The following is a 24107-nucleotide window of genomic DNA, read 5'->3' as shown; positions in this document are numbered from 1 at the left end:
TAGAGATGTAGCATAGAGCTTCCTTTCACTGAAAGTAACCTAATAGGGACTAAATTCTTTTTCTCAAGACGTGGAAACTGAATTTATCTGCTCTGAAGTAATTAACCGAATAAAGAATAGGCATGTCCGTTTCATCAAAATGCATTTGCTTTAATACGAGCAAAGCTGTTTCTGGATCACATTCCAATATAGGAGAAATTTTTTCATGGTAGCTAATGGGTTCAATTTCAGCAACGGCGTATGTAATTTTTCTTTGAGATTCTACTTCCAGCATATTGAAGATGGATTCTTGATCGTGTGACAATGTATCGGGAAGGAATTTCTCAAGGACTTTATCCTCGCAGTAAACAACCGGCTCGCCATTTGCAGTTCGAACTCTTTCAATCATCGTGATCTTCTCATCATAGGAACATGAAAATCGACGAACGTCTTCATTGGTTGGTTCTAAAGAAACTGAACTTAAAAAAATCGTACTTGGCTTCATTCCTGCTTGTTCAATCATTTTTGTCACACTATTTAATTGTTCAATTCCTGAAGTAAACAGAGGTTTTACATTGACAAATGTACCGACTCCGTGTCGGCGTGTGATAATATTTTCTTCTTCTAAGATTCTTAACGCTTCTCGAAGTGTTGCTCTACTAACACCGAGCTTTTTTGCAAGATCAAATTCAGATGGCAGTTTTTCACGTTCTTGATAAACGCCTTCTTTTATATCTTGCTTCAAATGATCGATTACTTGTAAATACAAGTGTCGACTATCAGACTTAATAGACATGCAGGTATCCCCCAAACGATTTTCTCAAGACATCAGACTTCTGATGTATAATCATTCCTACTAATCGAAAATACTATAACACTTTTCTAGGAATAAATAAATAGAAATTTCAAATATTTGTCGATTTTAGTAAATTTTCAAATTCTTTTTGTAGTTTTTTAGACTATCCAACCATTTAGTATGTCACAATAGGTAAGCATACTTCTGAGCTAGGAACTAGCTTCTTCTGACGATTTCGTGATCAATACGGATCTAGGTTTGCTCCCTTCATAAGGGCCGACAACACCTCTTGCCTCCATTTCATCGATCAATCTTGCCGCTCTAGTATATCCAATCCTAAATCTTCGTTGAAGCATCGAAACGGAGGCAGTTTGCATTTCGACAATTAAATCAACTGCATCATTGTATAATTCATCATCTACTTCTCCAGTTGCTTCTGGAACATCCTCTGGAATCATTTCTTCTTGATATTGTGCTTTTTGTTGAGAAATAACAAAATCAACAATTTCTTCGACTTCTTCATCCGATAAGAAAGCGCCTTGCACTCTAATTGGTTTCGAAGCACCAATTGGCATAAATAGCATATCTCCTCGACCAAGCAGCTTTTCTGCCCCACCTGTATCAAGTATTGTTCTTGAATCAATTTGGGATGAAACGGCAAAGGCAATTCTAGATGGAATATTTGCTTTTATCACTCCAGTTATGACATCAACTGATGGTCTTTGAGTTGCGATAATTAAATGTATACCAGCAGCTCGAGCCATTTGGGCTAACCGCGTAATTGCATCCTCTACATCTGAAGATGCCACCATCATTAAATCGGCTAGCTCGTCTACTATGACGACGATATAAGGCAATAATGGCTGCTTATCCCCTTCAGCAGCATTATGTTTTTTTACATACTCATTATAGCCTTCAATATTTCTTGTTCCTGTATGGGAAAACAACTCATATCTTCTTTCCATTTCATTTACTACTTTTTTTAGTGCCTGCGAAGCTTTTTTCGCATCTGTTACAACAGGCGCTAATAAATGCGGGATTCCATTATATACATTTAATTCTACCATTTTCGGGTCAATCATCATTAATTTTATTTCATGAGGCTTGGCTCTCATTAATATGCTAATAATAATTCCATTAATGCACACACTTTTTCCACTTCCAGTTGCTCCTGCAACTAATAAATGAGGCATTTTATTTAATTCAGCAAGCACTGCTTCTCCAGTGATGTCTCTGCCCAGTCCGATCATAAGCTTTGACTCTGGTTTATCATTTCGATTAGATTCTAGGACTTCTCTTAATGAGACCATCGCTACTTCTGAGTTTGGAACTTCAATTCCTATGGCTGATTTCCCTGGAATAGGCGCTTCTATTCGAATATCCTTTGCTGCTAATGCTAAAGCTAGATCATCACTAAGACTTACAATTTTACTTACCTTTACTCCTGCATCAGGATGCACCTCGTATTTTGTTACTGCAGGTCCGAGATGCACTTGTGTTACTTTCGCTTTGACCCCAAAGCTTTGGAAGGTTTTTTCTAACTTAGCAGCATTTGCATGGATCAGCTGATACTCTCCACTCTGATCGGTTTGCCGAGGTTGATTAAGCAAGTGGATTGGAGGTAAATCATATGCCGTATTTTCTACTTCGGTAAAGGATATAGCAGGAGCAGTATCCTCCTCTTCAGTTTGTGCTGTCTGTTGCTGCCCCCTTTTTTGGGGTTGTTCATCTGGATAAGCTTTATCTACAAAGCTTGAAATGATTGGTTCAGTTCGTTTTGTTTCTACATTCGTTTCCTGATTGTGAGTAATTTGAGGCTGATTTTCAGGTTCTTGCGATTGTTTATTCTCTTTTTCTGCTTGTTTCCGTAATTTTGATTCAGCTCTTTTCTCTTTATGTTCTTCTTTCCAATCTTTTACGTCTTCGATAAAACCTAACCATTGCTTTTTCATAAAATCCCAAATAGACAGGATAATATTCCCTACAAACTCACCGAAAGTTCGCCCTGTAAGAAGAATAAAACCCATTAAAATTAATACAACCGCAATTATTTTAGTTCCAGAGGCATCAAACAAATAATAAAATAAAGCAAATAAGACGGCACCAATCATCCCCCCGCCAAGATCAGACGTGCTTGTACTTCCTTTTACTTCTAACCAAAATAATTCCCAAGTGTTTTTTATGACACTTGGATTGGCAAAATTCCCTTCAGTTAATAGTAAATTAAATAAGGTTACATGGCTTAGTAATAGTAAGGAGCTTATGATTAAATAAAGCCCTATTAATTTAACATGTAAAAGGTTGGGCAATTCTCGCTTCCACATTAAATATCCGCTGTAAACAATTAAGCTAAGCAAACTAATAACATACCATTCACCCATAAAAAATCGGAAAAATAATACGGTTGCTTTACCAACTGCTCCGAGCTTCGCTAATGAAATAGCAGCAAGGGCTAATAATAACATGGCTGTTAATTCATATTGAATGATACGTTTGATTTGTTCTTTCTTCCTTGTTTTTCTTCTTTTTCTTTTCACCATATAATCACCTTATTTTTTCGTATTGAATAGGATGAGTCCAATTAATGGATGATTTGCTGCAGTATATGGGGTGATGAATGAAGAGAGGGTGTCCCCATGGGTCACCCTCTTTCTCATTAGGATCATTATAGCATATAGTATGGATTTTGGCTTTATAACGAAGGGACTCTTTACTACTTAATGATTTCAGACATGGGAATAGTCATTCCTGGTTCAATCCTCGATATTAAATAATGACTCGGATTGCTGCTGACTAAACGAATAATTTTATATTCATCCTCATGTGTCTTTTCCACTAATAACGGGATTCCTTGATAAGAAACATAGAGCTGCTTTTGATACTCACTTTCGTCTAGTGGAAATAAAAGCTCTTGAGGAATAACCGTATATAAAATCATTGGACCATCCCCTCATTCTGCCCCTTTTTTGACCATTCAATTAGCTCATTTAGCTTTTTCATCGCTTGGCCAATTCCACCTACTTCATCAATTAAACCATATTTTACTGCATCCAAACCGACTACATTCGTTCCAATATCTCTTGTTAAATTGCCTTTAGCAAACATTAGATCTTTAAACTGCTCTTCTGTTATATTAGAGTGCTTCGTTACAAATTTAATGACACGATCTTGCATTTTATCTAAATATTCAAAAGTTTGCGGAACCCCAATAACAAGTCCTGTCAATCTGATTGGATGAATGGTCATGGTCGCTGTTTCAGCAATAAATGAATATTTTGTAGAGACTGCAATAGGTACACCAATGGAATGGCCACCACCTAAAACAATTGAAACGGTAGGCTTTGATAAGGAGGCTAACATCTCTGAAATAGCTAAACCCGCTTCTACATCTCCACCAACCGTATTTAATATGACTAAAAGCCCTTCTATCTTTTGGTTTTGTTCAATTGCTACAATCTGAGGGATAAGGTGTTCATATTTAGTCGTTTTATTTTGTGGAGGCAATTGTAAATGTCCTTCTATTTGACCAACGATTGTTAAACAATGTATGTTTGAATCTTGAGAAAGCTGAGGAACATTCGTTTGACCTAACTGCTGTATTTTTTCCACTAGATTTGATGGTTTCTCTTCTTTTGGTCTTTCTTGTTCCCCTTCTTGATTAAAATCATAATCATTGTTCTCTATCATCATTTCAATTTCTCCCTTCAAGCATGATATTTCTTAGTATGAACGAGAAGGGATATTTCAATCCAGAAAAGCGGAAGCGACTTGATCAGCCCTGAAGAAAAATGTTCCCTTGGCTCAAAAGTGTTTTTTGCTTAGAGACAATGGGCTATTTTTCACAAGGGCTAGGCGCTGTGCTAGACAAGAAATGCGGCCGATTAAGGACGCCACGTCCTTATGTCTTCATCGGCACTCGTACATCCTGTACGTCGGAAGGCGCCTTTATCGGTTTCGACAGAACTTAATAAGGATTAATTTTTTATTTCCATAATGATAGGCATAATCATTGGCCTACGTCTTGTTTTTTCAAATAAAAATTGATTTAACACATCTCTTATATCTTGTTTAATTCCTGCCCAATCAAATGAATCCATAGCAATGCTTTTTTCGACAATCTCTTTTACTCTATTGGTTGCTTCCTCCAATAGTTTTTCTGATTCCCTCACATACACAAAGCCTCTAGAAATAATTTCTGGACCAGAAGAAATTTTCTTCTCAAACTTGTTTAAAGTTACAACCACAATTAGGATGCCATCCTGAGATAAAAGCTTTCGATCTCTTAATACAATATTGCCTACATCTCCAACACCAATTCCATCAATTAATACATTTCCTGCAGATATGGAATTCCTAGTACGGAGTTTGCCATTTTTAATTTCAACTACTTCACCTTTTTCAGGTATATAAATTTGGTTATCCTTTATCCCACATTCCTTTGCAATTTTAGCATGAGCTTTTAGCATTCGATACTCTCCATGGACTGGGATGAAAAATTTAGGATTCATTAAATTGATCATAAATTTTAATTCTTCCTGACTTCCGTGGTTAGAAGTGTTAAAGGTTTTTTTGCCAGACAGTACGGTCGCTCCTGCACGATATAACATATCAATTGTCTTATATATAAATACCTCGCTTCCGCGTAGAGGTGCTCCAGCAAATAGGACCGTATCACCAGGTTTAATATTAACTTGTTTATGTGTTTTTTTTGCCATTTTCTGTAATACTTCAATTGGCTCTCCTTGAGTGCCTGTTGTTAAAATAATCTGTTCATGTTCTGCATATTGATCTAACTCTGCAATTGAAACAATTAAATCCTCGGAAATTTGAAGATAGTTTAATTCAAGTGCAATATCAAAAATTCTTTTCAAACTTTTTCCAACGACCGCAACCTTACGTTTACATTCTAATGCCGCATCAAAAATATGTTGGATTCTATTTAGATCAGAAGCAAAGCAAGAGGCTATAATTCTCCCAGAGGCACTGTAAAAGGCATGAATTAATTCTTTTGTGACAATGGCGTCTGAAACAGAATGTCCTGGTTTTTCGGCATCCGTGCTATCAGATAATAAGCAAAGTACCCCTTCTTCTCCTATCCTGGCCATTTCTCCAACTTCAGGTTTGTATAAACTTCCAGCTGCTTGATCAAATTTAAAATCACCTGTATGTACAATAACTCCTTCAGAAGTATGAATACAAATCCCAACTGAATCCGGAATGCTATGATTCGTTTTAAAAAAAGTCACATATGCCGTATCAAAGTCAATTTTAGATTTTGATGTAATTTCATGAAACTGTGCTTTTCCTTTAAAATCTAACTCTTTCATTTTTGCTTTTGCTAAAGCTAATGTTAATCGAGTGCCATATATCGGTACATCTAAATCACGAAGGATATAAGATAAAGCACCAATATGGTCCTCATGCCCGTGCGTTAAAAATATCCCTTGAACTCTCTCTTTATTTTGAATTAAATATGTGACATCAGGAATTACAATATCAATGCCGAGCATCTCATTTTCCGGAAACATCAAACCTGCATCGATAACAAATATGTCCTCATCCACCTCCACTAGGTACATATTTTTGCCAATTTCCCCCACTCCACCTAGGGCTATCAGCTTGATGCTATCATTCTCTCTTTTTATCAATTCAATTCCTCCTAAGGCGTGTTAACCCGACCAATGATCAGTTATCATTATTATACTTGAACTCAGAAAATGTGTACAACCAAAAAAAACCAACCATTTTAAAATTGATGGTTAGTTTTTTTATGATCGCATTAGAAATATTTTTTCTTTGAGGTTAGGACAGTAGCCTTTTTAAGCTTCTTACACTTTACAAATTAAATGTTAAAGAGCTTTGATAAGGTTACTCTCTCCGCTTCAGTTAAAGGTACTAATGGAAGACGAACAGAACCAACATCGAGACCTTTTAATTGTAAAGCGGTTTTTACAGGTACAGGATTAGGAGCAGCAAATAATCCTTGCATTTGAGGGAGTAATTGTTGGTGCAGCAACGCTGCTTTTTCTCTATTACCGTTAAGATAAGAACGGATCATTTCTTGCATTTCATTTCCAATAACATGTGAAGCCACTGAAATGATACCGGCACCTCCAATTGCTAATACTGGCAATGTTAAACTATCATCCCCACTGTATAGTGTAAACTCATCATCCGTTCCAGCGATAATGGTAGTCATGGAGTTAAGATCGCCACTAGCTTCTTTAACTGCAACTATATTTGGAATTTGAGATAAACGAATAATCGTTTCAGGTAGTATATTAACAACGGATCTGCCAGGAATGTTGTATATCATGACAGGTAGAGAGGTACTTTCAGCAATTGCTTTAATATGCTGATAAATTCCTTCTTGATTAGGTTTATTATAATACGGTGCCACAACCATTACCGCATCTACACCGATTTTTTCAGCTTTTTTTGTTAATTCAATAGAAGCATAAGTATTATTACTACCAGTTCCAGCAATAACAGGAACTCTTTTGTCCACGGTTTTTACAACATGCTGAAATAATGCAAGTTTTTCTTCCTTAGAAAGAGTTGGCGACTCTCCCGTTGTACCTGCAACAACAAGTGAATCTGTTCCGTTTGCAAGTAAATGATTAATTAACTGAGTTGCTTTTGCAAAATCAACATGACCTTTATGGTCAAAAGGTGTCACCATGGCGGTTGAGACTCGACCAAATAAAACCATTTTTTCACTCCTTAATAAACTTATAGATCTTTACGAGTATATTCAATTGTTTCTTTTTCAAGTTGAAATGCATCATGGAGTACGTTTACTGATTTAGGCAAATCATCCTGCTTAACTAATACCCAGATAGTTGTATGGCTATCTGCTGATTGTAATATTCGAATTCCGTTTTCTGAAAGAGATGTCACAATTTTCGAGGTAACTCCAGGTACTCCAGCCATTCCAGCTCCTACTACTGAGACCTTGGCACATTCTCTTTCAACGACAGGGTCATGTCCCATGTTTTTTAGGATGCCAATTGCTTTATCTGTTGTTTCCTCACTAACAGTATAGACAACTCCATTCGGTGAAATATTAATAAAATCCACACTGATCTTGTCAGTTGCCATCGCTTTAAATACCTTTGCCTGTAAATCATACTGATCTTTTTTTGCGAAAACCTTTATTTGCGTTACAGGGGCTAAATGTGCAATACCTGTAACAAGGCGGTCTTTAATATCACTGTCCTGATTAAATTTGTTAATTGTCGTAACGAGAGTCCCAGGGTTATCAGAATAAGTAGAACGAATACGAATGGGTACTTTTGCTTGCATAGCTATTTCAACTGCTCTAGGGTGTATCACCTTTGCACCTTGATAAGCCATGTTACATACCTCAGTATAAGTAACAATCGATAGAGGTCTAGCGTTCTCAGCTATTCTAGGATCTGCCGTCATAATCCCTTCAACATCCGTAAATATATCAATCCAATCAGCGTTAAGCGCAGCGCCTAATGCTGCTGCAGAAGTGTCACTCCCGCCTCTGCCAAGGGTAGTTACATCACCATTTTCAGTCGCTCCTTGAAAACCAGCTACTACAACTGCGTCAAATGTTCCTAATTCATGTAACAATCTGTTGCATTTCATATCGATGATTCTGGCATTTGTAAAATCTTGATTCGTTTTAATGCCTGCCTGTGCTCCTGTAAGAGCCGTTGCCCTTATTCCTTCTTGCAGCAGTAAGTTTGTAAATACGACACTGGAGATAATCTCACCACAAGATAATAGAAGGTCATTTTCTCTTCTGCTTATTTTATTTACATTTCCGCCAACTAGTGAAAGCAGGGTGTCAGTTGCGTATGGCTCCCCTTTTCTCCCCATAGCAGAAACAACAATGACAACTTTATAACCTTCTGCTAGTGCCTTTTTTATATGTTTTACTGCATGTTCACGACTATATTGATCACGAACAGAAGTACCGCCAAATTTTTGTACAATTATCTTCATCGTAACACCTCTAACCACTTTATTCGATAAAGTGAATTTTTGAGAGTGTCCAAAACCAAAACCCGTTTATTTAAATTTGACTGAAGAGTTTGGGACCTTGATTTTGGACAAACTCTTGTTACATTTACCCATCAGCTGGGGAAGATTTTGATAATGTCTTGCTATAGGCGCCTTGCACTTTTTTATTCGGATACGGCAAAAATAATTATTATAATAATCCTATTCCCTACTGAAGAGGTTGCATTTTAATAAATATTTATTTTACAATTTCAAGTTTAACGAGGCTTTCTGCTATTTGAACAGAATTCCAAGCCGCACCTTTTAGTAGGTTATCTGATACAACCCACATATGGAAGCCAGTACCTTTATCAAGATCATTGCGGATACGTCCAACAAACACATCGTTTTTCCCTACACAGTCTGCAGGCATTGGATAAATTTGATTTTCAGGATCATCCTGTAATACTACCCCAGGTGCATCATGAAGCAAGTCTTTAAGATCTGCCGCTTTTACCCCTTCTGTTTCAATTTCAAAATAAACGGATTCTGAATGTCCAGTAGCCACAGGTAAACGTACACAAGTAGCTGCAACAGATAGGTCTGGCATATGCATGATTTTTTTTGTTTCATTAATCATTTTCATTTCTTCATACGTAAATCCGTTTTCTGTGAAAACATCAATTTGCGGAATCGCATTAAATGCAATTTGGTAATGCTTTTTATCACCTTTTACCGGAAGGATTTTTGGTTCAAAGCTTTCACCACTAATAATCGACTTTGTTTGTCCCATAAGTTCTTCTACAGCTGCAGCTCCTGAACCTGAAACCGCTTGATAAGTTGAAACAAGCACTTTGCTTAAGCCATATTTGTTACGAATTGGCTCTAATGCCACAACCATCTGAATGGTTGAACAGTTTGGGTTAGCAATAATGCCATTATGTGAAAATAAATCTTGTTCGTTTACCTCTGGGACAACTAATGGTACATTTTCGTCCATTCGAAATGCACTTGTATTATCTACACAAATAGCACCATGCTTAACAGCGTGTGGAGCTAGTTCTTTTGATATGCTTCCACCTGCACTAAATAAAGCTATGTCCACTCCTTTAAAGCTTTCAGGCTTCGCCTCTTCAACAATATATTCTTTACCTTTAAATGTTACTTTGGATCCTGCAGAACGGGAAGAGGATAATAGAGTTAGTTTTTCAATTGGAAAATCTCTATTTTCCAAAGTTTGAATCATTTGTTGTCCTACTGCACCTGTTGCTCCTACTACTGCTACATGGAATCTTTTTTTCTGTTCCATTAAATGTTCTCCTTCCAATCCTATATAATAATTGCGCTATTTTTATTTTATAAAAAAAGCAAAACAATACGACGGCGGCACTTATAATCTGCCCGCCGCCATCTTATAATAACATTTATTTTAACATAATCATTCATGAAAGAAAGAAACTTTTTTTGAATTGTAAAAAATCAATCATTTCTGTCAATCTAAATATCTTTCTACCAAAACAGGCTGTAGTTGTTTCGATTGAAGTGCAGATTCAACGGTTTCACTTAATAAAGGCATTCTAGCAACCAATGAGTTTGGTTTCTTTATCGGATCATCCTGACCAAATGGGATGAAATAAATATTTTTGGTTGCCATTAATTTCATTAAATTCATACCATTTAGTCCTAATGCATCATTAGTAGAAATCCCTAATACAACAGGACTTTGATTTCTTAATGTAGCCTTAGCAGCCATTAAAACGGGAGATTCTGTAAGAGCATTCGCCAGTTTACTCATTGAGTTTCCTGTTAAAGGAGCTATTACCATACAATCAAGTGGGATTTTTGGCCCTAATGGCTCCGCTTTGACAATAGAATCAATGGCTTTATGCCCCGTAACTTCTTCAATTTTTTGAATCCATTCTTGCCCTTTTCCAAAACGTGTGTCCGTATTCTGAACCGTAAAAGATACGACAGGCAATACCTCAGCACCAGCTTCAACTAATTTTACAATTTCAGGAAAAACATCATCGTATGTGCAATGGGAGCCAGTTAACCCAAATCCAATTCGTTTACCTTTTAAGCTCATGTTCGTTTCTCCTTTCTGTTTTGTAAATCGTCTATTAATAATTGAGAAAGAACGTTTGCAAGAATTTGTCCTGCCGTTTTCGGTGCAACAATACCAGGTAATCCAGGTGCTAACAATGCTTTAATTCCTCTTTTCTCTGCATAACGGAAGTCTGTTCCACCCGGCTTTGAAGCTAGGTCAATAATTAACGTATGAGCTGGCATTTTTGATATAACAGATGATTTAATCACTAGAAAGGGGATTGTGTTGATACAGATATCAACATCTTTAACGATTTGTTCAATCTCATCTAAATGGAATGGGATTAAACCCATTTCTGTAATCCGTGCAATATGCTCACTTTTTCTAGCCCCCACCTTTACCTTTGCTCCTAAGGCAAAGAACGTTCTGGCAACACTCATGCCCACTCTTCCAAGTCCAAGCACAATAACATTTGACCCATGAATGGTAAAATCAGTATGTTGAATCGCCATCATGATGGTACCTTCTACTGTTGGAATGGAATTATAGATAGCAACATCGTCACGATCAAATAATTGTACAAGGCGGCGATTCGTTTTCTCCAAAAGTTCATTTAAGTAAGAATTCGAAATCCCAGAATATACCGTACAGTGGTTTTGGGTTTTTTTTAGAATTTCTTCCGTTAAAAAAACTTGTTCATTTGAAAAAATTGTATCTACTTGACCCTGAAGATCTGTTCCTGGAACTGGTAACAGAATGGCATCCACATCTGAGAAATCTAACTCATCTATTTTTACTTTTGCCGCACCAGTAAAAGCATGATCGAGTTGTTCAAAACCAATTAATGAAAGCTTAGCATCAAGCTCTGTTAATTTTCTTATGATTTCTAGCTGTCTTGCATCACCACCGATGACGGCAATATGCATCTCTGTCAGCATGAAATTCTCACCTTCTTTTATTTAAGAATCCAACAGGTAAGTTATAAACTCTTCAACATCTTATGTATGTATACTTCATTAGGTGAGTTTTCCAATTGAATAAAAAAATGCCTTAATTTGCTCCATATTTTTATAAGAAGAATTCGTGTTAAACACTTCTCTTTATAAAAATAAAGCAAATTAAGACATTGTTGTTCATTGGATTTCATCAAACTAGAAATGTTTCATGAAATGTATTTCAGGATTTAGATTATTGAAAAGTTATCTTAAAAGCTAAGCTTTTAAGAAGCTCTCATTATTCTTGATCGTCCCCTGGTATATCGATAATAATCATATCGACTCCGATCTTTTTAATGTGTGTCCAAGGCACTCTCAAATCTCCAGCTTGTTTTTTCAAGCCAAACCATTTTAATGATGGAATAAGTAACGCTTGAATTTGGCCATTTTTTTCGTTGATTTCCAAATCAGTTTGACCAAGGACCCCCAAACGCTCTGCACGATTCACATCAACTATTTCTTTTCCGCTTAATTCACTTAGCTTCATCAATAATCCTCCTCACAGGTGAAAAATCCTTAGTCTATGATACTTACCAATTTTCAGGAAGCTTCCCTTCTGGACTAATAAGAGCAATAGAGTATTCATCGTTAAAAATTTTATGTGCCATTTCATTAACAGCTTGCTTTGAAACCGAATCAATTTCCATCACAATCTCATCCATTGAACGATGTCTTCCAAGCATTAATTCATTTTTTCCATTTCTGCTCATGCGGCTATTTGTGCTTTCAAGACTTAACATCAGGCTTCCTTTTAATTGTTCCTTACTATTTTTTAATTCTTTATCAGAAATTCCATCTTGTTTTAATATATCTAATGTTTCCTGAATAGTCTTATATAATAAATCTACTTGGTTAGCCCCTGTCCCTCCATAAATGGAAATGATTCCATTATCTTGAAAGGCAGAATGGTAAGAGAAAATAGAGTAGGCTAACCCGTTTTTCTCTCTAACCTCTTGAAATAAACGGCTGCTCATGCTACCACCTAATATGTTGTTTAAACAGATTAGCTGATACATATCATCGTTTCCAATTTCTAGTCCATTAAAACCAATACAAAGGTGAGCCTGTTCAGTCTCTTTTTTTCTAATGATTCGATTTGAATGGAATTTTGGATTAGAAATAACCGACTTATTTTCTCCACCCTTGTAATCGCCAAAATAATTCTCTACTTCTTTAATAAAATCTTCATTAATGTTTCCTGCTATTGAAACAACTACATTTTCTGGATTGTAGTGTTTATACATATACTCTTTTAATGTATTAGCCTTAAAGGTTTTTAATGTATTTTCCGTCCCTAAAATAGGAAATCCTAATGCGTGATCTTCATAAACAGCTTTGCTTAAAATATCATGAACAATATCATCTGGTGTATCTTCATACATTTTTATTTCTTCATAGACAACATTTTTCTCTTTATTTAACTCTTCCTCTATGAATGTAGAATTAAAAAACATATCCGCTAAAATTTCAAGTGCAATATGAGAATGATTATCAAGCACTTTAGCGTAGTAACAAGTATACTCCTTAGATGTAAATGCATTTACCTGTCCGCCAATGCTATCAAATGATTCTGCAATGTCTTTTGCAGATCTTGTTTTTGTCCCTTTAAAAAACATATGCTCAAGAAAATGAGAAATTCCATTATTTTTAATTGTTTCGTTTCTCGATCCAGCTCCAATCCAAACACCGATGGCGACTGATCGAACGGTAGGAATATTTTCTAATACTATTCTAACCCCATTTTGACATGTATATTTTTGTATCAACTAAACTCCTCCTGTTCTGTCCTTAAACATGTTGCTAAATAATTGCGCTCGCGAATGTTAGTATATATGATATCAACAATATTTACTAAAAAAATGATCTTAGGTTTAATGCATTACTCTATTTTCATTTAGTAATTCAGAAACTGTATTAATCTCCAATTTTTTCTTCTTTATCTCTGTGATGAGTTTATCTAAAGATTTTGCAGTAGGATCTGTAGGATGCATCAAGATCAATGCTCCATTATGAATATTCCCCATCACACGATCAAGAAGTACATTTGGGGCAGGTTTTTGCCAATCAATTGTATCGACACTCCACATAATCGTTCCCAATTTTTCTTCTGCTGCAATTTTAACTACCTCTTCCCTATAGCTTCCACTTGGTGGAGCTAACCAATATAAAGGTGCGTCAGTTGTTGCTTTAATAACATCATTCGTTTTTACAATTTCCTCTCTAATTTTGGCTGAGGTAATTATTTTCATATTAGGGTGAGTGTAAGAATGATTTCCGACCTCGTGACCAGCAGCCACAATCATTTGCGCTAGCTCTGGATTCTTTTGAACCCATCTCCCTTCCAAAAAGAAACTAGTCCTTATATTATGTTTTTTTAGCGTTGCAAGTATATCTGAAATATATTCATTTCCCCATGCAACATTTATGACGAAGCTAACCATTGGCTTAGAGGGATTTCCTTTATATATGGGGGCAGGAGGAAGGTCTTTTAAGTGTACCTTTGGTTCCACTTGCTTAAAGACAAGTTTTTTTTCATCAAACTGATTTAACTTTTTCATTTTTTGATAGGAAGCTTTTATGTCAACCTCAAGTCCATTATAGCCAGGAATAGCCTTCCACACTGGGTCTATCTTAGCATCTATTGGTGGAACATAGTAATCATGAGCCTTCTCTGTAATTTCTGTTAGCAATTCTGTTTTATTATTCAATACAGCAAGCAGTTTTGTATGTGGCCAAGAATAAACGATCACAAAAATAATTATCAAACCAATTAAAAGGAATGGATATAATTTTTTCATGAATCTAGACTCCTCCTTCCCTACACATTATGTAAGGAGAGGACAAGGTAGAACGAGCCGATATGTGTTTTGAAAAATTTATTAGCAATGAAAAAAGCCAGGATCCCCCTGACTCACTGTGAAAATTTATCATTTAGCTTCTTACCTCTTTAACAAAGGAATGAAAGCTTGATTTGTTTCTGAACATTACATATTACTTGATATCATACTAATAAAATTAATTACCTTTTTCGCTCTTTTCGCGTTCTTCACGAATAACCGCTTTTCTGGATAAGTTTACTCTTCCTTGCTTGTCAATTTCCATTACTTTTACAAGTAATTCATCTCCAATGGAAACAACATCTTCTACTTTTCCAACACGTTCTTCAGCAAGCTCAGAAATATGAACAAGACCGTCTTTGCCGTTGAAAATTTCAACAAATGCACCGAACTTTTCTATTCTCTTCACTTTTCCAAGGTACATTTGACCAACTGCAACTTCACGCACAATATCTTCAATAATTTGCTTTGCTTTTGCATTCATTTTCTCATTAGTTGAAGAGATGAATACTGTACCATCTTGTTCAATATCGATTTTAACACCAGTTTCTTCGATAATTTTGTTAATCTGTTTACCGCTTGGTCCAATTACGTCACGAATTTTATCAGGATTGATTGTCATCGTCAATATTTTTGGAGCGTATGCAGACAGTTCTTCTCTTGGTTGTGAAATCGTACTAAGCATTGAATTTAAGATTTGCATTCTTCCTATTTTTGCTTGTTCAAGAGCTTCTTCAAGTATTTCACGGGATAAGCCTTCAATTTTGATATCCATTTGTAGTGCTGTAACACCTTTAGCTGTACCGGCAACCTTAAAGTCCATGTCACCAAGATGATCTTCCATTCCTTGAATATCCGTAAGAATCGAATAAAAATCTCCTGATTTGACAAGTCCCATTGCAATTCCAGCAACTGGGGCTTTAATCGGTACACCAGCATCCATCATCGCAAGTGTGCTCGCACAAATACTTGCCTGTGAAGTCGACCCGTTTGATTCTAATACTTCAGAAACAAGTCGAACTGTATAAGGAAAGTCTTTTTCAGAAGGAATCACAGGTTCTAGTGCACGTTCCCCAAGAGCACCGTGACCTATTTCACGACGACCCGGTCCTCTCATTGGGCCAGTTTCCCCTACGCTAAAATTAGGGAAGTTATAATGGTGCATAAATCGTTTTTCTTCTTCTATTCCTAAACCATCTAAAATTTGTACATCTCCAAGAGCACCTAATGTACAAACACTTAGTGCTTGTGTTTGACCGCGAGTAAATAACCCAGATCCATGTGTTCTTGGCAACATTCCAACTTCAGAAGAAAGAGGACGGATCTCTGCAATTCCACGGCCATCAGGACGAACTTTTTCTTCCGTAATTAAACGGCGAACTTCACCTTTTACAATTTTATCAAGAATTTGCTTAATTTGCTTTAATTCATCTTCTGCTTTTTCTTCAGCCTCATACTTCTCAAGTACTGAAGCTTTGACTGCACTAATCGCAGCTTCTCTCGCATGTTTTTCTTGAACCTGGATTGCTTCTATCATATCCTTTTCACAAAAATCACGAATTTCAGCTTCTAGATTCTTGTCCAATTCGTATAAAGAAACTTCCATTTTTTCTTTGCCGATTTCTTCTGCAATTGATTCTTGGAAAGAAATCAAGCGTTTAATTTCTTCATGTCCAAACATAATGGCATAGAGCATGGTCTCTTCAGGTACTTCATCTGCCCCAGCTTCAACCATGTTTATAGCATCTTTAGTTCCAGCAACAACTAGATTAATATCGCTTTTATCCATTTGTTCAACCGTTGGATTAATGATAAATTCACCATCTACTCGACCAACATGAACTCCTGCTATTGGTCCGTCAAATGGAATATCAGATACTGAAAGAGCTAAAGAAGATCCAAACATGGCAGCCATTTCAGTTGAACAATCTTGATCAACACTCATTACCATGCTAACGACTTGGACTTCATTTCTGAAGCCATCTGCAAATAATGGTCTAATTGGGCGATCAATAAGCCTACTTGCAAGAATCGCTCTTTCACTCGGTCTACCCTCTCTTTTAATAAAGCCGCCTGGTATTTTCCCAACTGCGTATAAGCGTTCTTCGTAATTAACTGTTAAAGGAAAAAAATCTAAATTCTTTGGTTCTTTTGATGCAGTTGCTGTACTTAAAACAGCTGTATCTCCGTATCGTACAAGCACGGCTCCATTTGCTTGTTTCGCTAATTGACCGATTTCGACAGTCAACTCACGTCCAGCCCATTCTATCGTATAGACATGCTTATCTTGTCCCATATAGTAAACCCCTCTCTTGCTTTATTCACTTTGGAGGTTTGGTAATAAAGTATGACCGACACTACACAAACCATTTATTTTATATGAAATCATATAGATGAATAAGTACTCATAGTATACACTTATTAACGAACTTCAAAACAAAGAACTTTTATTATGTATGATTCAGGATGAATGATAACCATATTATGTACTCTTTATTTTGTACAATAAAAAAGCGGGAAAAATATCCCGCTTTTGATTATCGACGTAAGCCAAGTTTGTTAATTAACTCTCTATAACGTTGAACATCTTTGTTACGAAGGTAAGTCAAAAGATTACGACGTTTACCAACCATTTTCAAAAGACCGCGACGAGAATGATGATCTTTCTTATGTGTACGTAAGTGATCGTTCAAGTTGTTAATAGATTCCGTAAGGACAGCGATTTGGACCTCTGGAGATCCAGTATCGTTTTCATGAGTTTTATACTCATTAATTAATTCATTTTTACGCTCTTGAGTTATTGCCATCCTGGTTCACCTCCTAATTTTCTAATCGCCTGTTACTGAGCAAGCGTCGGTGATTCGACTTGCCAAGCAAAGGTTCATTTTTAGTACGATAATAAGAATACAACTTTTTTTCACAAAAAGCAAGCTTAACTCTACTATTTTTTAAAGTAAACAAGTGCATTTTGCTTATCCTTCTCAATTTGGGAAATAAGTTCCTGAATACCTGCAAATTTCACTTCACTTCGTATGCGAATATGCCATTCAATCTTGACATACTGACCATAAATCTCTCTATTAAAATCAAAAATATGTACTTCTACAGATGGTTTTCTTTTCGTCGCATCATAAAAAGTTGGTTTTTTCCCTATATTACAAACTCCGTTATGCCAATTTCCATCAATGAATATTCTTACTGCATAGACACCTAGAGGAGGAAATAAATACTCTTTAACAGTATCAATGTTTGCTGTTGGAAAACCAAGTGTTCTACCTCTTTTATCCCCATGAATAACTTCCCCGCTCGTCTGATAAAAACGTCCCAAAAATGGCTTTAATTGCTCTGTTTTTCCTTCTTTGATTAGTGAACGGATATGAGTTGAGCTAACCTTATGACCATTCATTTGCAGCTCAGGTACAATTGTATAGTCAAATTGGCTTCGAGAATGAAATTTTAATGTTTCCATTGTCCCTTTTCCAAGTCTTCCATAAGTATAATCAAAACCAGCTATCACATGATGTACATTTAAACCGATGATAAATTCATCAATAAATTCTTGAGGCAAAAGCTGAGAAAAATCATTAGTAAAATGGACAACAAATAAATAGTCAATCTCTAAGTCTGAAATTAATGTTATTTTATCTTCAAGTGGGGTAATATATTCAACATGCTGAATAGATTTTCTAAGGACTACAGAAGGATGAGGGTCAAATGTCATAACTGCACTTTTAAGCCCTTTTTCTTTTGCTATTTTCTTTGTTTCATGGATTACTTGCTGATGGCCAATGTGAATCCCATCAAAATAACCAAGTCCCATAGCCATTGGAAGCAGTTTACTTCTATTTAATTGATGGGGGTGTCCGATTTTAAAAACTTCCACTACCTAACTCACCTTTTCTAGCATTCAAATTAATCAATTACTCATTTCGCAGCACTTTTACTGGCTTAATCAACCCTTGCTTTTGGGGATGCTTAATATAGAGTGCAATTGTCATGCCATGTGTCATCATATTTATTGGACCGTCTATATTTTCGCAAAAAGCGGGTGCTGGTAAGACGGCTCCGTTTTTCACTTTCTCTGCTAATGTATCATTTAATTCATATTTCGGCAAATGAGAAAGTGCCATTTCAATTGGATATAAAATATCCTGAATTTTATCTTCTCTCATTGTATTCTCTATCTCTTCAAATGTAAAACAGTCTTTTAATGTAATGGATGCGGATTTTGTACGTATTAATTTTGACATATGGGCAGGATACCCAAATTCTTCTCCAATCATGACAGCTAACGTTCTAATATATGTTCCTTTACTGCAGGAGACACGTATATGGAAACGAATTTGATCACCGGAAAATAACTCTTCCTCATCCATCAATTCCATTGAATAAATTTGAACCTCTCGTGTCGGCCTATCAACGACGATGCCTTGCCTCGCGTACTCATATAGTCTTTTTCCTTTTACTTTTACAGCAGAATACATTGGGGGAGTTTGTTGAATTGTACCTGTTAGACGATTCAATACATCCAAAATTTCTTTCCTTTTAATCGGTCTTTCAATCCTTTTTTCCTCTACCAACTCACCAGTTGCATCTTCAGTCGTAGTAGAAAAACCAATTGTAACTTCTGCTTCATAAGATTTTCCAGCATCTGTAATATATTCAGCAACTTTTGTTGCTCTTCCAATACAAATAGGTAATACCCCTGTAACATCAGGATCTAGGGTGCCTGTATGTCCTATTTTCCTTGTTTTCAGTATTTTTCGTAATTTGAATACACAATCATGTGATGTCATACCCTTTGGTTTAAATAATGGTAATATTCCTTCCATCTTTAATTACTCCTTTATAGCTTCTTTATAAAGCGAAACTTTCATCGGTGTAAGTCTTTACTTTCGTTAATGCGGGATAAAAATAGAGAGTGTCTCAAGTGTGCCGAACATCCTCTTGCAAGATATAGTCACGTTCATTCTTTAAGACTATATTGATCTGGGATATTTAGCACTTTATCCTGAGTCACCCTCTATAAATGGAAAGGTCATTTTCTACACTTTATTTATCTTCTTTAGCTTTATCGTCTTCATGTATTTGATGCAAGAGAAGATCAATTCTATTTCCATAATCAATCGACTCATCAAACTCAAAAATAATCTCTGGTGTTTTTCGCAAACGAATTCTCTGCCCAATCTCTGAGCGTATAAATCCTTTTGCCTTAGCTAAACCTTTTAATGTGTTTTCTCTCTGCAGCTCATCACCTAAAACAGAAATATACACAGTTGCTTGTTGAAGATCTCCTGTTAATTGAACGTCGGTAACGGTAACAAATCCAATACGCGGATCTTTTATTTTCCGCCCAATAATCTCTCCAAGCTCTTTTTTCATTTGTTCTCCAATACGGTTTGCCCGATGGCTCATGGTATTCACCTCATTCATAAATGCCACTAGTTGTCACAAGAGGTATTTTAAAGAAAATTGAAGCGATTATGCGCGTTCTACTTCTTCCATAATATACGCTTCAATGACATCGCCTTCTTTAACATCATTGTAGTTTTTGATAGTAATTCCACATTCATACCCTTGATTAACTTCTTTCGCATCATCTTTAAAACGTTTTAATGCGTCAATTTCTCCTTCAAAAATAACGACTCCATTACGAATAAGACGAATGCCGCTATCCCTAGTAAGCTTTCCATCTGTCACATATGAACCAGCAATGGTACCAATCTTCGATACTTTAAAGGTTTGTCTAACTTCTGCTTGCCCAATAATTTTCTCTGCAAATTCTGGATCAAGCATCCCTTTCATCGCAGCTTCAATTTCCTCAATCGCTTTATAAATAATTCGATGCAAACGAATATCTACTTCTTCAGTATCAGCAGCACGTTTTGCATTATTATCAGGACGAACATTAAATCCTATAACAATAGCATTAGAAGCAGAAGCTAACGTGATGTCAGATTCGTTTATTGCCCCTACACCTGTGTGGATAATCTTTACATTAACACCTTCAACATCAATTTTCTGTAAAGCTGCTGCTAATGCTTCAACAGAACCTTGTACATCTGCCTTAATGATGATGTTAAGATCCTTCATTTCACCTTGTTTCATGTGTTCAAACAAGTTGTCCAAGCTAATTTTTGTTTTTTCTGTACGCTGTGCCTGTAGTGCTTGAGAAGCCCTAGATTCACCAACTTGGCGAGCTGTCTTTTCATCGTTAAAGACAACGAAGCGATCTCCAGCTAATGGTACTTCATTTAAACCTGTGATTTCTACAGGAGTCGATGGACCAGCTTCTTTCACACGTCGGCCAACATCATTTACCATCGCACGTACACGCCCGAATGTGCTTCCTACTACGATTGGATCACCAATTTTTAAGGTTCCGTTTTGTACTAAAAGCGTAGCAACAGAGCCTCTTCCTTTATCTAATTTTGCTTCAATAACTGTTCCAACCGCATTTCGCGTTGGATTTGCTTTATATTCTTCTACCTCACCTACTAGTAGAATCATTTCAAGCAACGAATCAATGCCTTCTCCAGTTAGTGCAGAAATAGGGACGAATATTGTTTCTCCACCCCATGCCTCTGGTACAAGACCATGATCGGTTAATTCTTGCATCACGCGATCCGGATTAGCTGCTAGTTTATCCATTTTATTAACAGCAACAATTATCGGAACTTCAGCTGCTTTTGCATGGTTAATGGCTTCAATTGTTTGAGGCATTACCCCATCATCCGCTGCAACGACTAATATCGTAATATCAGTAATTTTAGCACCCCGTGCACGCATTGTTGTAAAAGCAGCATGCCCTGGAGTATCTAAAAATGTTATTTTCTTTCCGTTTTCTTGTACTTGATACGCACCGATATGCTGGGTGATCCCTCCAGCTTCACCAGCGGTAACTTTTGTATGTCGAATAGAATCTAACAAAGTTGTTTTCCCATGGTCAACATGGCCCATGATGGTAACAATGGAAGGTCGTTCTACTAATTGCGCATCCTCATCAATGGTAAAATAATTTTCTAAATCAGTAACGTCAATTTTGATTTCTTCTTCAACTTCTACCCCATAATCAGAAGCAATTAGTTCAATCGCTTCTTTTTCTAGCGATTGGTTAATCGTTGCCATTACACCAAGCATAAAGAGCTTTTTGATGATTTCTGAAGGCTCTTTATGAAGCTTCTTAGCAAGCTCCGCAACGGTCAATGATTCACTAAACGTTATTTTAGAAGGTAGTTCTTTCTCTTTTCTAACTTGGTGAACAGGTTGCTGCTGTTTCCCTTTTGAAGCGAAATTTTTTGATTTATTATTCTTATTTCCATTTTTCCCTTTTGTTAACACTTTACTTTCTTTATTTTGAACTTCTTGAGAAGATTTTTTTCCATCTCTTGTTTTTGTAGCAGCTGGTTTGTTTTTCCCCTTATTTGGAATCACAGTAGATTCATCATCCTCATATTGACTTGCCTTCGAACTTACACTGACAGGTCGTTGTATTTTTTTTTGATTATTTTGTTCTTGCTGTTGCTTTGCGAACAAGCCATCCAATTTTTTAATGGTTTCCTCTTCTAAAGTTGTCATATGGTTTGTTACTTCAATATTTAATTCTTTTAGTTTATCAATAATATTTTTGCTAGATATGTTTTGTTTCTTTGCATATTCATAAACCCGTATTTTACTCATTCTTTCACCCCCGCTAGAATTCCTCGAGCAGCGTTAACAGTTTTTTTGCAAAGCCTTCTTCCAAAATAGCAACCACAACTCGTGCTTCCTTTCCTATCGACTTGCCGAGTATATGTCGATTCTCAACATATTGGATTGGAACATTATAGAACTTGCACTTATCTGTTATTTTCTTTGCTGTATTAGTGGATGCATCTTTTGATAAAATGATTAACTTTGCTTTTCCGTTTTGAATAGCTTTAACAACAAGCTCTTCACCTGAAATAATTTTTCGTGCTCGATTGGCTAGACCAAGAAATGACATCCATTGATTTGATCTCATTTGGACTGCCTTTTCTCTTTCTCTATCAGTTCAAACAGTTCTTCATAAATAGAATCTTCTATTTGTACTTGAAGTTGATTGGATAGAATATTTTTTTTCTTTGCTAATAATACCGCTTCTTTTTCACGTGAAAGATAGGCTCCACGTCCCGATTTTTTCCCTGTTAAATCGACAGAAACTTCTCCTTCTTTAGAGCGAACGATGCGAACGAGTTCTTTTTTTGGTTTCATTTCACCCGTTGCAATACATCTGCGCATTGGAACCTTTTTTTGTCGGTTCACGATCATTCACCTCTTTTATTCTAAATCTTCATGTAACTCAAAGTCATCTTCATTTTCGTCATCATGGTCAAAAGTTAAAAGCTGTTCTTCTCGTGGGAAAATCCCTATTTCTCGAGCCTCAGACTCTGATTTGATATCGATTTTCCATCCAGTTAGTTTTGCTGCAAGTCTTGCATTTTGACCACGCTTACCAATTGCAAGAGAAAGCTGATAATCAGGAACAACTACAGTTGTCGCTTTTTCCTCTTCATTAACAATAACATCTAATACTTTCGAAGGACTGAGAGCATTAGCAACAAACACAACAGGGTCCTGTGACCATTTTACAATATCAATTTTTTCTCCTTTAAGTTCATTTACAACCGCTTGAACTCGCGTCCCTTTTGGCCCAACACATGAACCAACAGGATCTACTTCTTGATTATCGGAATACACGGAAATTTTGGAACGGTCTCCAGCTTCTCTAGCAACAGATTTAATTTCAACTGTTCCATCATAGATTTCAGGAACTTCCATTTCAAATAATCTTTTTAACAGCCCTGGGTGTGTTCTTGAAACAAAAATTTGAGGACCTTTAGTTGTTTTTTCTACCTTTGTCAGAAATACTTTGATTCGATCATGAGGTCTATATTGCTCATTCGGCATTTGTTCGTTAGCAGGCAAAATAGCTTCAATTTTCCCTAAACTAACATAAATGAATTTTGAATCTTGTCTCTGAACAATCCCCGTCATGATGTCTTCTTCTCTGTCAATAAATTCGGAATAAATGATGCCTCTTTCTGCTTCACGAACTCTTTGAGTAACAACTTGTTTTGCTGTTTGTGCGGCAATTCTGCCAAAATTCTTAGGTGTTACCTCAAGTTCAACTACATCTTCGAACTGATAGTTAGGATTAATGTTTTTTGCATCCTCTAACGAAATTTCAAGTCGAGGATCAAACACCTCATCAACGACTTCTTTTCGAGCAAATACCCGCATCGTACCTGCTCCTAAATTTAAATCGATACGAACGTTTTGAGCTTGGTTGAAGTTACGTCGATAAGCCGAGATAAGTGCAGCTTCTATCGCATCAATGATCACTTCACGTGATATTCCTTTTTCTTTTTCTAGTAAGACAAGAGCATCTAATAATTCACTGCTCATGAGATTTTATCCCCCTTCTAATCCCTTTCAATTAAAATCGTTGACCATGTAGC

At 36.3% G+C, this 24107-nt stretch carries 22 protein-coding genes; all 22 read right to left on the bottom strand.

The window, feature by feature from the left end:
- Positions 1-49: 49 nt before the first annotated feature.
- Complete coding sequence (locus FDO66_RS14995) at positions 50-775, bottom strand: GntR family transcriptional regulator (protein ID WP_141433473.1); 726 nt, start codon at positions 773-775, stop codon at positions 50-52.
- A gap of 209 nt (positions 776-984) precedes the next feature.
- Positions 985-3315: a DNA translocase FtsK gene (locus FDO66_RS14990; protein WP_141433472.1), complete on the bottom strand. Its 2331-nt coding sequence runs from the start codon at positions 3313-3315 to the stop codon at positions 985-987.
- A gap of 173 nt (positions 3316-3488) precedes the next feature.
- On the bottom strand, positions 3489-3713 hold the full coding sequence (locus FDO66_RS14985; RefSeq protein ID WP_141433471.1) for a YlzJ-like family protein: 225 nt from the start codon (positions 3711-3713) through the stop codon (positions 3489-3491).
- Positions 3710-4462, bottom strand: a complete 753-nt coding sequence (locus tag FDO66_RS14980; protein WP_141433521.1) for a ClpP family protease — start codon at positions 4460-4462, stop codon at positions 3710-3712. The genes FDO66_RS14985 and FDO66_RS14980 overlap by 4 nt, the downstream gene beginning before the upstream one ends.
- A 287-nt stretch (positions 4463-4749) precedes the next feature.
- The gene (locus FDO66_RS14975) at positions 4750-6423 is read right to left on the bottom strand and encodes a ribonuclease J (protein WP_141433470.1); all 1674 of its coding nucleotides are present in this window, start codon (positions 6421-6423) and stop codon (positions 4750-4752) included.
- Between the two features lie 194 nt (positions 6424-6617).
- Positions 6618-7487, bottom strand: a complete 870-nt coding sequence (gene dapA, locus FDO66_RS14970; RefSeq protein WP_141433469.1) for a 4-hydroxy-tetrahydrodipicolinate synthase — start codon at positions 7485-7487, stop codon at positions 6618-6620.
- Positions 7488-7507: 20 nt separating this feature from the next.
- Positions 7508-8752 (bottom strand): aspartate kinase, encoded by a 1245-nt coding sequence (gene dapG / locus FDO66_RS14965; protein WP_141433468.1) that lies wholly within the window; start codon positions 8750-8752, stop codon positions 7508-7510.
- A 256-nt stretch (positions 8753-9008) separates the two neighbouring features.
- Positions 9009-10058, bottom strand: a complete 1050-nt coding sequence (gene asd / locus FDO66_RS14960; RefSeq protein WP_141433467.1) for an aspartate-semialdehyde dehydrogenase — start codon at positions 10056-10058, stop codon at positions 9009-9011.
- 183 nt (positions 10059-10241) lie between these two features.
- Positions 10242-10835: a dipicolinate synthase subunit B gene (locus FDO66_RS14955; RefSeq protein ID WP_141433466.1), complete on the bottom strand. Its 594-nt coding sequence runs from the start codon at positions 10833-10835 to the stop codon at positions 10242-10244.
- Positions 10832-11734, bottom strand: coding sequence for a dipicolinic acid synthetase subunit A (gene dpaA / locus FDO66_RS14950; RefSeq protein WP_141433465.1), 903 nt, complete (start codon positions 11732-11734; stop codon positions 10832-10834). The genes FDO66_RS14955 and dpaA overlap by 4 nt, the downstream gene beginning before the upstream one ends.
- 295 nt (positions 11735-12029) lie before the next feature.
- Entirely contained in the window at positions 12030-12278 is a 249-nt protein-coding gene (locus tag FDO66_RS14945; protein WP_141433464.1) for a YlmC/YmxH family sporulation protein, read from the bottom strand.
- A gap of 43 nt (positions 12279-12321) precedes the next feature.
- On the bottom strand, positions 12322-13557 hold the full coding sequence (locus FDO66_RS14940) for a M16 family metallopeptidase (protein WP_141433463.1): 1236 nt from the start codon (positions 13555-13557) through the stop codon (positions 12322-12324).
- A 105-nt stretch (positions 13558-13662) separates the two neighbouring features.
- Positions 13663-14589: a polysaccharide deacetylase family protein gene (locus FDO66_RS14935; RefSeq protein WP_141433462.1), complete on the bottom strand. Its 927-nt coding sequence runs from the start codon at positions 14587-14589 to the stop codon at positions 13663-13665.
- 217 nt (positions 14590-14806) lie between these two features.
- Entirely contained in the window at positions 14807-16924 is a 2118-nt protein-coding gene (gene pnp / locus FDO66_RS14930; RefSeq protein ID WP_141433461.1) for a polyribonucleotide nucleotidyltransferase, read from the bottom strand.
- Positions 16925-17165: 241 nt separating this feature from the next.
- Complete coding sequence (gene rpsO, locus FDO66_RS14925) at positions 17166-17435, bottom strand: 30S ribosomal protein S15 (protein ID WP_141433460.1); 270 nt, start codon at positions 17433-17435, stop codon at positions 17166-17168.
- A gap of 134 nt (positions 17436-17569) precedes the next feature.
- Positions 17570-18511, bottom strand: coding sequence for a bifunctional riboflavin kinase/FAD synthetase (gene ribF / locus FDO66_RS14920; RefSeq protein ID WP_141433459.1), 942 nt, complete (start codon positions 18509-18511; stop codon positions 17570-17572).
- Positions 18512-18548: 37 nt separating this feature from the next.
- Positions 18549-19460: a tRNA pseudouridine(55) synthase TruB gene (truB, locus tag FDO66_RS14915; protein WP_141433458.1), complete on the bottom strand. Its 912-nt coding sequence runs from the start codon at positions 19458-19460 to the stop codon at positions 18549-18551.
- A 220-nt stretch (positions 19461-19680) separates the two neighbouring features.
- Positions 19681-20043 carry a 30S ribosome-binding factor RbfA gene (gene rbfA, locus FDO66_RS14910; protein WP_141433457.1) on the bottom strand — a complete coding sequence of 121 codons (363 nt, stop codon included), beginning with the start codon at positions 20041-20043 and terminating at the stop codon, positions 19681-19683.
- 66 nt (positions 20044-20109) lie between these two features.
- Positions 20110-22308, bottom strand: coding sequence for a translation initiation factor IF-2 (infB, locus tag FDO66_RS14905; RefSeq protein WP_141433456.1), 2199 nt, complete (start codon positions 22306-22308; stop codon positions 20110-20112).
- Positions 22309-22321: 13 nt separating this feature from the next.
- Positions 22322-22630 carry a YlxQ family RNA-binding protein gene (locus tag FDO66_RS14900; RefSeq protein WP_141433455.1) on the bottom strand — a complete coding sequence of 103 codons (309 nt, stop codon included), beginning with the start codon at positions 22628-22630 and terminating at the stop codon, positions 22322-22324.
- Entirely contained in the window at positions 22627-22911 is a 285-nt protein-coding gene (gene rnpM, locus FDO66_RS14895) for an RNase P modulator RnpM (protein ID WP_141433454.1), read from the bottom strand. The genes FDO66_RS14900 and rnpM overlap by 4 nt, the downstream gene beginning before the upstream one ends.
- Before the next feature lie 15 nt (positions 22912-22926).
- Positions 22927-24054, bottom strand: coding sequence for a transcription termination factor NusA (nusA, locus tag FDO66_RS14890; RefSeq protein ID WP_141433453.1), 1128 nt, complete (start codon positions 24052-24054; stop codon positions 22927-22929).
- Positions 24055-24107: the final 53 nt, after the last annotated feature.

Origin of the sequence: Bacillus sp. 03113, from assembly GCF_006546985.1 — a bacterium.
Lineage (GTDB): Bacteria > Bacillota > Bacilli > Bacillales > Cytobacillaceae > VATK01.
This window is presented reverse-complemented; position numbering and strand designations above follow the sequence as displayed.

What these genes read in the sequence shown, in the direction of transcription:
- FDO66_RS14995 (WP_141433473.1), bottom strand. Translation starts at nt 775, where the DNA reads ATGTCTATTAAGTCTGATAGTCGACACTTGTATTTACAAGTAATCGAT.
- FDO66_RS14990 (WP_141433472.1), bottom strand. Translation starts at nt 3,315, where the DNA reads ATGGTGAAAAGAAAAAGAAGAAAAACAAGGAAGAAAGAACAAATCAAA.
- FDO66_RS14985 (WP_141433471.1), bottom strand. Translation starts at nt 3,713, where the DNA reads ATGATTTTATATACGGTTATTCCTCAAGAGCTTTTATTTCCACTAGAC.
- FDO66_RS14980 (WP_141433521.1), bottom strand. Translation starts at nt 4,462, where the DNA reads ATGATAGAGAACAATGATTATGATTTTAATCAAGAAGGGGAACAAGAA.
- dapA (WP_141433469.1), bottom strand. Translation starts at nt 7,487, where the DNA reads ATGGTTTTATTTGGTCGAGTCTCAACCGCCATGGTGACACCTTTTGAC.
- dapG (WP_141433468.1), bottom strand. Translation starts at nt 8,752, where the DNA reads ATGAAGATAATTGTACAAAAATTTGGCGGTACTTCTGTTCGTGATCAA.
- asd (WP_141433467.1), bottom strand. Translation starts at nt 10,058, where the DNA reads ATGGAACAGAAAAAAAGATTCCATGTAGCAGTAGTAGGAGCAACAGGT.
- FDO66_RS14955 (WP_141433466.1), bottom strand. Translation starts at nt 10,835, where the DNA reads ATGAGCTTAAAAGGTAAACGAATTGGATTTGGGTTAACTGGCTCCCAT.
- dpaA (WP_141433465.1), bottom strand. Translation starts at nt 11,734, where the DNA reads ATGCTGACAGAGATGCATATTGCCGTCATCGGTGGTGATGCAAGACAG.
- FDO66_RS14945 (WP_141433464.1), bottom strand. Translation starts at nt 12,278, where the DNA reads ATGAAGCTAAGTGAATTAAGCGGAAAAGAAATAGTTGATGTGAATCGT.
- FDO66_RS14935 (WP_141433462.1), bottom strand. Translation starts at nt 14,589, where the DNA reads ATGAAAAAATTATATCCATTCCTTTTAATTGGTTTGATAATTATTTTT.
- pnp (WP_141433461.1), bottom strand. Translation starts at nt 16,924, where the DNA reads ATGGGACAAGATAAGCATGTCTATACGATAGAATGGGCTGGACGTGAG.
- rpsO (WP_141433460.1), bottom strand. Translation starts at nt 17,435, where the DNA reads ATGGCAATAACTCAAGAGCGTAAAAATGAATTAATTAATGAGTATAAA.
- truB (WP_141433458.1), bottom strand. Translation starts at nt 19,460, where the DNA reads ATGGAAGGAATATTACCATTATTTAAACCAAAGGGTATGACATCACAT.
- rbfA (WP_141433457.1), bottom strand. Translation starts at nt 20,043, where the DNA reads ATGAGCCATCGGGCAAACCGTATTGGAGAACAAATGAAAAAAGAGCTT.
- infB (WP_141433456.1), bottom strand. Translation starts at nt 22,308, where the DNA reads ATGAGTAAAATACGGGTTTATGAATATGCAAAGAAACAAAACATATCT.
- FDO66_RS14900 (WP_141433455.1), bottom strand. Translation starts at nt 22,630, where the DNA reads ATGAGATCAAATCAATGGATGTCATTTCTTGGTCTAGCCAATCGAGCA.
- nusA (WP_141433453.1), bottom strand. Translation starts at nt 24,054, where the DNA reads ATGAGCAGTGAATTATTAGATGCTCTTGTCTTACTAGAAAAAGAAAAA.